The 12,419-nt window shown below is 29.9% G+C and carries 7 protein-coding genes; all 7 read left to right on the top strand.

The features are described from left to right. Positions 1-13 precede the first annotated feature (13 nt). The 7 genes from rfbC (at position 14) to KTH89_RS08415 (ending at position 12,365) form a co-directional block, all read left to right on the top strand. Positions 14-568 (top strand): dTDP-4-dehydrorhamnose 3,5-epimerase, encoded by a 555-nt coding sequence (gene rfbC / locus KTH89_RS08445; RefSeq protein ID WP_158346166.1) that lies wholly within the window; start codon positions 14-16, stop codon positions 566-568. 26 nt (positions 569-594) lie between these two features. Further along, positions 595-2,058 carry a class I SAM-dependent methyltransferase gene (locus KTH89_RS08440; RefSeq protein ID WP_158346164.1) on the top strand — a complete coding sequence of 488 codons (1,464 nt, stop codon included), beginning with the start codon at positions 595-597 and terminating at the stop codon, positions 2,056-2,058. 13 nt (positions 2,059-2,071) lie between these two features. After that, a complete protein-coding gene (locus KTH89_RS08435) occupies positions 2,072-3,304 on the top strand; it encodes an ABC transporter ATP-binding protein (protein WP_158346162.1) in 1,233 nt (410 codons plus the stop codon). Between the two features lie 20 nt (positions 3,305-3,324). After that, the gene (locus KTH89_RS08430; RefSeq protein WP_238721373.1) at positions 3,325-4,677 is read left to right on the top strand and encodes an ABC transporter permease; all 1,353 of its coding nucleotides are present in this window, start codon (positions 3,325-3,327) and stop codon (positions 4,675-4,677) included. A 22-nt stretch (positions 4,678-4,699) separates the two neighbouring features. Further along, positions 4,700-7,051, top strand: coding sequence for a glycosyltransferase family 2 protein (locus KTH89_RS08425; RefSeq protein ID WP_158346160.1), 2,352 nt, complete (start codon positions 4,700-4,702; stop codon positions 7,049-7,051). A gap of 12 nt (positions 7,052-7,063) precedes the next feature. Then, positions 7,064-8,137, top strand: coding sequence for a hypothetical protein (locus tag KTH89_RS08420; protein WP_158346158.1), 1,074 nt, complete (start codon positions 7,064-7,066; stop codon positions 8,135-8,137). A gap of 85 nt (positions 8,138-8,222) precedes the next feature. After that, the gene (locus KTH89_RS08415) at positions 8,223-12,365 is read left to right on the top strand and encodes a GBS Bsp-like repeat-containing protein (protein ID WP_238721372.1); all 4,143 of its coding nucleotides are present in this window, start codon (positions 8,223-8,225) and stop codon (positions 12,363-12,365) included. Positions 12,366-12,419: the final 54 nt, after the last annotated feature.

The raw sequence follows: 12,419 nt of genomic DNA, 5'->3' as shown, positions 1-12,419 counted from the left end.
GGAGAAATTTGGGATGGGAAAATTAATAGTTGAGAAATGTAAAATAGAAGGTTTAAAAGTTGTTCAGCCGCAGGTTTTTTATGATACGCGTGGCTATTTTATGGAGACTTATAATTATAACGATTTTGCAGAAGTTGGTATTAAGGACATATTTGTTCAGGACAATCAATCCAAATCTAAAAAGGGAGTTTTAAGAGGACTTCACTTCCAAATCAATTTTCCCCAAGCTAAACTGGTTAGAGTAGTTAAGGGCGAAGTTTTTGATGTAGCTGTCGATTTAAGAAAAGGATCCAAAACATTTGGCGAGTGGTATGGAGTAAATTTGTCTGAAGAAAACAAAAAGCAGTTTTATATTCCTCAAAATTTTGCACATGGTTTTGTTGTATTATCAGAAGAAGCGGAATTTGCATATAAATGTACGGATTTCTATCATCCGAACGATGAGGGTGGAGTGGCATGGAATGATCCAGAAATAGGAATTGATTGGCCTATTAAGGATACAATGGAATTGATTATTTCTGAAAAGGATAAGTTGTGGAAAGGGATAAAAGAATTTGTCCAAAAATAGTTACTATCTATACATGGAGGCAATATATGAAGTATGATTTTGATTTAGATTTAGTTCATACTACTTCGTTATCATTAATATATGAGAATATAGCGCCAAATTCTACGGTGTTGGAGTTTGGTCCTGCTAATGGACGGTTAACCAAATATTTAAAAGAAGAGTTAAAATGTGATGTTTATTTGGTAGAAATCGAAGAGGAAGCAGGAGCTGAAGCACTTAAGTTCGGTAAGGAGCTTATTGTAGGTGATATAGAAGAATTTAAGTGGGTACAGAAATATCGTAATATAAAATTTGATTATATGATTTTTGCAGATGTATTAGAGCATTTGAGAAATCCTGAAAAAGTTTTACTGCTTTCAAAAGGATTGTTAAAGCAGGAAGGTTCTATGTTTATTTCTGTTCCTAATTTGGCACACAATTCAGTAGTTATAGATTTAATCAACAATAAATTTCAGTATTCTGATATTGGTTTATTAGATAACACTCACATCCACTTTTTTACAGTACATCACTTGAATGAAATGTTGGCAAGGGCCGGTCTTTTTCCAGCTAATAAGTATGCTACCTATTGTGAAGTTGGAAAGAATGAAATAATTAATAATTATGATTCGGTAATTGGAATTGATGAAAGTTTTTGGAAAAATCGTGAATTTGGGGATATATATCAATTTATTTATGAAGTAAAAAAAGATCAGGAATTTATAAAAAAGAGTTGTAATTTTTTAAAACGGACAATAAATCATTATCATCTGCAATGTTTATGGGATGATGGATCCGGTTTTAGAGAAGAGTATAGTGAAAGATATTTTTATTCAAATATAATTGACCAACATAATATATCATTTATTATACCTGAAAATACTACAAATATAAGAATAGATCCTATAAAGTATCCATGCATTTTAAAAGTTATAGATTGTTCCTTGATAGATGATTATAACTCAACTAGTAGCCTTGAGTTAGTTGGTCATAATGCTGATTTGAATATTGATCAAAATTACGTTTTTTTAAATGGTTTTCCTAGTTTAGTATATAAACATACGAAAAATAGTAAAAAAGAAAAATTAAATATAAAGCTAGAAATTAAAACAATTGATAAATCAGTAATAACAAATTGTATGATATTAACAAAAGAGTTTTTGGAATCTTACCAGACAAAATATAATTTTGTCAAAGAGAATTTGGATAAGCAATGGGATATATCACAACAGTTAAGCAAAGCAAAAGAGGCATTGGATAATAAGAATAAAGAGTTAGATACAAAAGTTAATGATTTAAATAATGTTATCAGACTTAAAGATAGTAAATTATTTGAATTGCAGGAAAATTTTAATAAAGAAATTTCAAATCGTGATAACCAAATAAAAAATCTTAATCTTAAATTACAGGAAAAAACATCTGAGTTAAAATCTGAATTAGAAGAAAAAGAGAAAGAGTTAGAAACTTTGAGACAAAATATATTTGAAAAAATCAGGAAACGCTTAAATTAATGAGAGGATTATTATGAATACACCGGCGGTTGTTATTAATAATATCACAAAAATATACAAATTATATGAAAAACCTAGTGATAGATTCAAAGAAGCATTTAGTATAAGACATAATCATCATCATAAAGAGTTTTTTGCATTAGATAATGTAAATTTTCTTATTCAGCCCGGAGAAACAGTTGGTATTGTTGGTCGTAATGGTTCAGGAAAGTCTACACTGCTTAAAATTTTAACAGGAGTTTTAACTCCATCATCTGGAACAATTATGATTAATGGAAAAGTATCCGCACTGTTAGAACTTGGGGCTGGGTTTAACATGGATTTTACTGGTATTGAAAATATCTATTTAAATGGTACTATAATGAATATTTCGAAGGAGGAAATGACTAAGAGGATAGATGATATAATAGCTTATGCAGATATAGGTGATTATATAAATCAACCGGTTAGAACTTATTCGAGTGGTATGTTTGTCAGACTGGCTTTTGCTGTTGCAATAAATGTTGATCCGGACATTTTGATTGTAGATGAAGCTTTAGCTGTGGGGGATGTAAGGTTTCAACTAAAATGTATGGAGAAATTTGTAGAGTTTATGAATCAGGGGAAAACCATATTATTTGTCAGTCATGATATAAATTCTATTAAAAGGTTTTGCAATAGAACTATTTGGTTGAATAATGGTAAGTTAATCATGGATGGGGATACTGATGAAGTAACGGATAAATATATTGATTTTATTAAAAGTGAAAAACCAATAGAATTATTTTTTAAACAAGAAGACGCTAGCGTTGAAGATAATTTTTATAAATATGATAAAGAAATAAAGCTATCTGAGGGGCAAATAGCAGATATAATTGATTTGAAAATGTATAACCAGCAAGGAGAAGAAATAAGTGATATAAAACATGGTGAAACAGTACGTTTAAAAATTATTTACTATGTTAATGATATATCAATGAAAGAGGCGGTATTAGGCATAGCGATACGTAGTGTTGACGATGAATATATATGTGGTTTAAATACAAAATTAGACTCTTTTGATATAAGTTGGAAAAAGGGACTGAATGAATGTACTTTAATATATAATAAATTTAATTTGACGGGTGGAAGTTATTATTTTGATGCAGCAATTTTTGATAAAACGGCAACGGTAAATATTGAGTATAAAAGTAAAATAAAAAGTTTTTTTGTTAAAATGGATTATATCGCTGAAGGAGTAGTTGTTCTAAACCATAAGTGGTTTTAACTTCACAAAAGGAAAATTTTATGATGAAAAAAAGATTTATTATCAGTTTAATAGGTTTTGCTTTAGTTTTCGTAGTTGCATTTTTATTGAATCCACTATCTTCAAAAGAAATTAACATAAAATATTCTTTGACATATAACAAAGATGAAGCTAATCAGCTTTTTTATTCAGACAATCTAAATAGTTATAATGATCAAAATTCGCAATTTTATGCTATTAAAGCAAAAGAAAAAATTAATATTAACCAAGACTTTCCTTCGGTATATCATATTGTGCGTATGGACTTTGGAGCCAGTGATAATAAAGTTATTTTAGAGAATTTATCAATTGGAAAATATTTTTTTAAATATGATATCGATAAGAATTATTTAGTAGCTCAAAATGATATTAATGAAATTAAATCAAGTAATAATACTTATGAACTACAAGTACAGGCCAATGATCCTTTTGTAGTATTTGATATAACATCTTTTCTGTCAGAATTAAAGTATAAAATAAATATATTTTCGTATTTATTATATTTTTTAATAGCTTTAACTATTGGGGCTTTAATATTTATTAAATATAATATGTTTAAGGGGATATTGATTTGGATTAAGGATATTATACGTCATAGAGAACTTATTGTAAAATTATCCATTAATGATTTTAAAATAAGATATGCAGCATCATATTTAGGAGCTATATGGGCATTCGTACAGCCTATTGTTACTGTAACAATATACGTTTTTGTTTTCGGGTATGGTTTTAAATCTACCCCAGTTTCAGATACTCCATTTGTATTATGGCTGGTTGCGGGAATAGTACCTTGGTTTTTTTTCTTAGAGGCTTTAATGAGCGCAACTACAAGCTTAATGGATTATAGTTATTTGGTTAAAAAAGTCGTTTTTAAAATCAGCATTTTACCAATTGTTAAGATTACAGCTGCATTATTTGTACATCTTTTTTTTATAGTTATTACAATATTGTTGTATTTGCTTAATGGATATAAAATCTCGCCTTACTACTTGCAGATAATATATTATTGTTTTTGCACGATAGTATTAACTTTGGGCTTATCCTATGGAACAGCAGCAGTTACTGTATTTTTTAAAGATTTAAGCCAAATTGTAAATATATTATTGCAATTTGGCATGTGGTTAACGCCTATTATGTGGGATTATAACTTGTTTGGCCCAAAAGTTGCTAAAATAATGAAATTTAATCCTATGTTTTATGTCGTAGACGGCTATCGAGATTGCTTCTTTGGTAATGTATGGTTTTGGGAGAAGCCAGGGCAAACCGTGTGGTTTTGGTTTGTTTCACTAGTGATATTTATTGTTGGTGCGTTTACATTTAAGCGTTTAGAAAAACATTTTGCAGATGTATTATAATTGTTATTAAAGTGAGGATTTTATGATGGATTCTATTAAAAATGAAATATATGAGTTACAAGAATCAAAAGCTTTAAATATGAATTGCATAATTTTTATGTTAAATGAAAACCATCAGTATGATTTTTACAATTTATTAAATATTAAATATAATTATCGATGTAACTTTGAATTTGAAATTATGTGTGAGTTGTCTTATCCAGAAATAAAATTGGTATTCAACGGATTATCTTCTGTGATTATCAAAAATTTTGCGATTTTTGATAATCAAAAAGAATGTTCCTTTATGTTTTTAAACGGTGTAGCTGGTAGTGAGGGGCAATTATTTAATAATGAAATTCCTCAAGTACAGTTCATATGTAAAAATTTAGATTCATGTAAAAAAATCAAAATAAGTATGGATATAATAAGTAATGGCTCAACAGAATTTATGGAAAAATATATATTTTTATCTGAGAGTTATAAGGCATTACAAGGTATTATAAATACTTTGCAACAAGAAACTCATATGTTGGCTCAATATAAAGAAAAATATGAATCTGTAACTGAATCAACAATATGGAAAAGTACGAAAGGATTACGTTTATTATTAGATAAATTTAAGACGTCACATTATACAAGATTATTATATAAATCTCTAATAGTTTTAAAAAATGAGGGTTTTCATTCTGCGATACAAAGACTAAAGAATAGAGAAAGAATTAAAGTAATGAATACGGCCTTTGTAGGAGAATATGATATTGATGAGGGAGAGGCCAATGTACAAATAAATAAGCAAATGAAACGAGATATTAAATTTAGTATAATAGTGCCTTTATATAATACGAAAAAGGAACATTTAATCGAAATGATCGAATCAGTACTAAAGCAGACATATGGTAATTACGAATTGTGTTTAGCTGACGGTAGTGATAAAGGGCATGATTATATTAATAAAATAATAAAAAATTATCGTAATCAATATGATAATATTAAATATATTAAAATAAGTAAAAATAAAGGGATATCAGGAAATACTATTGAAGCGTTTAAACTAGCAAATGGAGACTTTTTTGTATTATTAGATCATGATGACATATTAACTAGAAATGCTCTTTTTGAATTAGTGAACGTAATTCATACAAATCAGTATGAGGCTGATTTTATATATTCAGATAGGGGTATATTTGATGATGGCAGTAAAGAGGTGCTGGCTTATCATTTTTTACCTGGTTTTTCTCCTGATTTCATGCGTGCTTGCAATTATGCTAGCCATTTAAATGCTTTTTCTAAGTATATTATTGAACAGGTTGGTTTTATTAGAGAAGGTTATGATGGAAGCCAAGATTATGAATTTGAATTAAGAGTAATGGAAAAGGCTAGAAGGGTAATCCATATTAATAAAGTGTTGTATTATTGTAGAGCGTGCGAAGGGTCCGTTGCGTTAGATCCGACAAGTAAAATGTATGCTTACGAAGCTGGGAAAAAGGCAATTGAGGAACATATTGCTCGTATAGGTCATAAAGGAAAAGTTGAATTCTTGAAAGACACATTTTCTTATAGGATACATTATGATATTAACCAAGCTGATTTGGTTGATATAATAATACCGAACAAAAATCATCTAGCTGATCTCAAACGATGTATTAATTCCATATTGAATAAAACTAGTTATAAAAATTATATGGTAACAATTGTTGAAAATAATAGTTCGGAAAAAGAAGTTTTTGAATACTATGATGAAATAAGCAAGTATGCTAATATTAGAGTATTGAGATTTGAAATAAATGAATTTAATTTTTCAGCAATAAATAATTATGCAGTTTCAATGAGCGATGGGAAATACGTATTGTTTTTAAATAATGATATTGAGATCATTAATAATGATTGGTTAAATGAAATGCTTATGTTTGCTCAACGTGACGATGTTGGAGCCGTTGGGGCTAAACTTTATTATCCAAACGATACGAATCAGCATGTAGGCTTGTTAGTGGGATTGGGCGGACATATTGCCTCGCATTATGATTATGGTAAAAATAAGAATGAAACAGGCTATATGCATCGGCTGACTATGCCACAAAATTACGATGCTGTTACAGCAGCCTGTTTGTTAGTTAAAAAAGATGATTTCGTTTTGGTTGATGGCTTTGATACTGTAAATTTTAAAATCGGGTTAAATGATGTGGATTTATGCCTCAAGTTGAGAGAACTTGGCAAATATAATATTGTTACTCCTTATGCAGAAATGTATCATTACGAAAGTGCTTCAAGGGGGAGGGACGATTCGGGGGAAGCTAAAAAGAGGTTTGAGAAAGAAACAATGCTTTTTAGAGAAAAATGGAATAAATATTTTGATCTTGGTAGTGAATATATTAATCCAAATTATAAGATTTAAAGGAGATTTATAATGACTTATTATTTTACAAGTATAACGGCAAATTATTTTGCAAAAGCACGTTTGTTATGCAAATCCCTTAAAAAATATAATCCTAATGCAAAGTTCGTTTTAGGAATTTCGGATACTATACCCAAATTTATTGATTTAGCACAGGAACCATTTGATGAAGTAATAGAGTCAAAGAATTTGCCTCAGATTAAGAATGTCAATGAGTTCTTTTTCAAGCATAACATAACAGAACTATGCACTGCGGTAAAGCCTATGATGGCTTATCAAATTATGACAACGTTTAATGCAAATGTGATTTATTTAGATCCTGACATCGCGGTGTTTGATGATTTGGAGAAGCTTGAAGAAATGTTTGAAACATCAAGTATACTACTGACCCCACATCAGCTACATCCAGAAAAAGATGATATCTATGTTAGGGAAAACGAAATTTTATTTTTGAAAAGAGGAACATATAATTTTGGCTTTTTCGGGGTTAAAAATGACGAAGAGGGAAGATCATTTTTAGATTGGTGGACGGATAGGCTAAGTACATATTGCTTTGATGATAGGTACGATGCACTTGAGGAATTGCAAAAAGAAGGATTACTGGGTTTGTTTACTGATCAAAAATGGGCTGATTTAATACCGGCATTTTTCGAGAATTACAAAATAATAAGAGAACCTGGATATAATGTATGTACATGGAATTTATCGAATAGATTTATTGAAGAAAAAAAAGGAAAATTCTATGTTAATGGTAAACCATTGTATTTCTTTCATTTTTCAGGATTTGACTCAGGAGGTCATGTTTCAGAGCTAAATAAATCATTGTGTTATTATCCGAAAAATAAAGATGTTTATAAGTTATCAAAATGGTATGAAGAGAAATTGAAAGAGAATGGACAATTAATTTTTGAAAAGATTCCAATAGAATATGCAATATATTCAAACGGTGTTAAGATAACTAATCTGGAGAGAAAAATTTATCATATACGCAAAGATATCTATAGTATATTTTCAAATCCGTTTTTAGTTACGGAGGAAGGTTGTTATTATGATTGGGTTAGACAAGAGTATAGAAAATATTTTTGATTTCCTGAAATTAACATTGTATTATTATTAAAGCATATGCTATTTTTCTATAGTAACTAGTAATGAGATTTGAAGAGGTTTAATAATGAATATAAAGTATAAGAAATTTAAAGTAATGACAGTATTATTAATCATAATAACGTTATTTAATAATTGTTTAATACTAGCATATGGTGAAGAGAATACTATAACTATATCTGAATCACAAACTAAAGCGTCAAAAGACTCACTAAATACTGACATCATTGAATCTGATGGGGAAAACTTGGACTTAAAAAAAGACGCTTATTTAAAACAAATAAAGATAATTATAAATTCTCAGGAATATATTATTGATATTAATAATGAAGACACAGATTATTTTTTTGAAGTTGAACCGGATATAAAGTCAGTGGTTATCGAACGTCTTATTATTGATAATCAAGATGCTCAGTATTGGGAAACATTAGGTGATTACGAATTAAATGATAATAATACAAAAATAAATATATGGGAAACACTGGAAACGCAGTATCAGCTATTTATAATAAAATCCGATATTGATTCTTCAGATTTAAATGTTGATTTGGAGAATCTTATGTTAGACTTAAGTACAGATAATATACAAAGTGAAATAGATATTTTAATATCGGATATTCCTAAAGATATTTCTTCAGATCAAATAAAAATTGGTATTTGGAGTGAGCGTGGTAGTAAAAGTAGTATAAAATATTATAATATCGAATCTATTGTAGATAATAGTACTATTTTAAAAGTACCTATAAGTGAATTAGACTATGAATGCGGTAATTATAATATTGAAGCTCAGATAGCAGATTTAAATGGTAATATTTTGAAGTCAATTACAGATAATATAGTAATAGAGGATATATCGAGTACCCCTATTAAAGTACAAGAAGATAAAAATGGGGGAAGTCTAGTTAATATATCTGTAGATAGTATATTCTCTCCAGCAAAGTTGTCGGAGGTAAAACTTCGTTTTTATAATGATAACGATATATTAAAAGAAATAGAAATGGTAACAGTAAATGGAATTTGGAATACCCGCATAAACACTGACGAGTTAAAAAAGTATACTAAACTGTCTCTTTATGTAAGGGATACGCGTAATGTAACGAAATGTGTAGCTGAATATAATATTAACATAAATTCGATAATTAGAAATCCGATCGAGCTGCAACGTACGCCACAACTGCAGGCATCTGTTAATAGTATTGAAAACAAGATTCAGATAAAGTTATTTGATACCCAATCTCAAACTGATTTTAATGGTATAAGGTTTGCTGTATGGAGCGAATACAATGGTCAAGATGATTTAAAATGGTATAATGCTCTTAAAAATCAGGATGGTTATTGGGAAGCATCAGTCAATATTTCGGACCATCAGTATGATACCGGTAGATATAATATTCACGCATTTCAAATTGATACTAAGGGTGATGCACAATTATTAACAACTACTGAAATTAATATAAATAGTATAGTATCTGATAGGATTGAGGTTATTAATCAAGATAATATAGCAGGTACTTTTCAGGCAAGTGTTAGCAATATAATGACACCTGCTGATGTAAAGATAGTGCGTGTGGCGGTATGGAGTGAGGAAAATGGTCAGGATGATCTAATATGGTATACCATGGAGAAAAAAGGCGATTCATGGTTAGCGGATATAAATATTGGAAATCATGGATATGTAAATGGTGCATATCAAATACATTTATATATAACTGATTCGCGTGGGGTTACGAAATGTACAGATACGAAGCAAGTCAAGGTTTATTCTACTTTAGATAATGGTAAGTTAGATATTTGGGCTAATAGTGTGCATAGTCAATTTTCTGTAAGACTTAGTAATGCAAGATTAGATAAGAATGTAAAGGCTGTTCGTTTCGCAGTTTGGAGTGATGTAAATGGACAAGATGACTTGAGATGGTATACTTCGAATAAGACGGGAGTATCCACTTGGGAAAGTGTAATTTCAATAGTTAATCATAATAATGATACAGGAAAATATAATGTACATGCCTATACATTAGATGTTAAAGGTAATTCTAAATTACTACAAGTAGGTACTGTAAATATAAAAGGTATTACAAGTAATAAGCTCGAAATTAAAAATCAGGATAATAATAAAGGAACATTCCAAGTATGGGTAAATGGAATTGAAACTCCTGCAGACATATCAAATGCTCGTGTTGCAATTTGGAGTGAAGAGAATGGACAGGATGATTTGAGATGGTATAATCTAAAGAAGAACGTGGATTCATGGTTAGCCAATATTGATATTGGGAACCATGGATATGTTAACGGTCCATATCAAATTCATTTATATGTAACTGATACAAGGGGTGTAACCAAATGTATAAATACTAAAAGAATTATAGTCAACTCGACATTAGAAGGATTAAAGTTAGATATTTGGGCAAATAGTGTAGGCAGTCAATTCTCTGTTAAATTAAGTGACGCTAGATTACCTGAAAATATTAAGGCTATTCGTTTTGCGGTGTGGAGCGATATAAACAATCAAGATGATCTTAGATGGTACACTGCTACAAAGGTCGGGACATCAACGTGGGAAAGTGTTATATCGATTATTAATCACAAGAATGATACTGGTAAATATAATATTCATGTTTATACACTAGATACAAAAGGAAATTCAACTTTATTAAAAACAGGTAATATCAATATACAAGGGGTTTCGAGTAATGACATAAAGATTAAGAATCAAGATAATAACTCTGGTACTTTTCAAATTTGGGTTGATGGAGTTAAAACTCCGGCACAAGTGTCAAATATTAGAGCAGCAGTATGGAGTGAAGCGTTTGGACAAGATGATTTGATATGGTATAATTTGAAAAAGAGTGGAAACGCCTATTATATTGATGTTGATAGTGGAAATCATGGATATACTAATGGCCCTTATCAAATACATATATATGTGACAGATACAAGAGGAGTTACAAAATGCGTATCAACAACTAGAATAAATGTATTTTCAAATTCAGAAGATATAAAGTTATCACTTTGGGCGAATAGTCCTCAATCGCAGTTTTCAGCAAGAATAGAAAATGTTAGATTTGGAAACAGTGTTACTGCTATTAAATATGCTGTTTGGAGTAATAACAATGGACAGGATGATTTGAAATGGTATACCGCCAATAAAATTAGTAATAATTCTTGGGAACAGACATTTTCTATTATAAACCATAAAAATGATACCGGTATTTATAACGTACATGCTTATTTGCAATATTCAGATGGAAGAATGAAGTGTATCCGGACAGGAACTATATTAATAAATGGAATTAATTCCAGCAAAATTTGGGTATATGATAATGATACTTATAAAGGTAGGGTAGGAATAAAAATCAACAATCCTATATCACCAGCTGGTATTGTAAATGTTCAAGTCGCTATCTGGAGTAATATAAATGGGCAAGATGACCTGAGATGGTATTCTGCTACGAAAAGTGGGGATGATTGGATAGTATATTTAGATTCTTCATATCATTATTATAACGAAGGTTTATATTCTGTTCATTTCTATGCAACTGATCTCCGAGGGGTTAAGACGAATGTTGCATGTATTGAAACAAGTGTATCTGTGTCACAAGAATATAAAAATAATCTGGCTTTTAAAGGAATAGACGTCTCTAGACACCAGGAAGGGATCAACTGGAGAAATGTTAAAAACAGCGGTATAGATTTTGCAATGATTAGAACCGGATATGGAAAAGACCAAGGGCAAGAGGATCCGTATTTCAGTTTTAATGTCGTACAAGCAAAGAGTAACGGTTTAAAAGTTGGAGCTTATCATTACAGTTATGCCGACTCGGTATCGCGTGCAATTGCGGAAGCTAATTATTGTTTATCTATTATAAGGCCTTATGGTAGTTTTGAGTATCCAATAGCTTTTGATTTTGAGGAAAGCAGTCGAAAGAAAGCAGAGCTAAAAGAAGAAAATACAGCTATGGTAATTGCATTTTGTAAGACAATCAAAAATGCCGGATATAAACCTATGTTATATTCAAATGCTAATATGTTAAATTATTATATTGATACACAACAAATAATAAATTCAGGTATTGATATATGGGTTGCCCACTATGGCGTTTCAAAACCAAATTTTAATTTAAATTATACCATGTGGCAGTACACGAGCAGTGGCAGTGTACCGGGGATAAATGGTAGGGTCGATCTGAATTATAGCTATTTTAACTATTGATGATATGTAAAAGAAGTTACAAAATAAAAGTGTAACTTCTTTTTAGCATATAAA

Origin of the sequence: Diplocloster agilis, assembly GCF_019042275.1 — a bacterium.
GTDB classification, from domain to species: Bacteria; Bacillota; Clostridia; order Lachnospirales; family Lachnospiraceae; genus Diplocloster; species Diplocloster agilis.
Note: the sequence above shows the minus strand (reverse complement) of the source record. Positions and strands in the feature narration are given on the sequence as shown.

What these genes read in the sequence shown, in the direction of transcription:
- KTH89_RS08430 (WP_238721373.1), top strand. Translation starts at nt 3,325, where the DNA reads ATGATGAAAAAAAGATTTATTATCAGTTTAATAGGTTTTGCTTTAGTT.
- KTH89_RS08435 (WP_158346162.1), top strand. Translation starts at nt 2,072, where the DNA reads ATGAATACACCGGCGGTTGTTATTAATAATATCACAAAAATATACAAA.
- KTH89_RS08420 (WP_158346158.1), top strand. Translation starts at nt 7,064, where the DNA reads ATGACTTATTATTTTACAAGTATAACGGCAAATTATTTTGCAAAAGCA.
- KTH89_RS08415 (WP_238721372.1), top strand. Translation starts at nt 8,223, where the DNA reads ATGAATATAAAGTATAAGAAATTTAAAGTAATGACAGTATTATTAATC.
- KTH89_RS08440 (WP_158346164.1), top strand. Translation starts at nt 595, where the DNA reads ATGAAGTATGATTTTGATTTAGATTTAGTTCATACTACTTCGTTATCA.
- KTH89_RS08425 (WP_158346160.1), top strand. Translation starts at nt 4,700, where the DNA reads ATGATGGATTCTATTAAAAATGAAATATATGAGTTACAAGAATCAAAA.
- rfbC (WP_158346166.1), top strand. Translation starts at nt 14, where the DNA reads ATGGGAAAATTAATAGTTGAGAAATGTAAAATAGAAGGTTTAAAAGTT.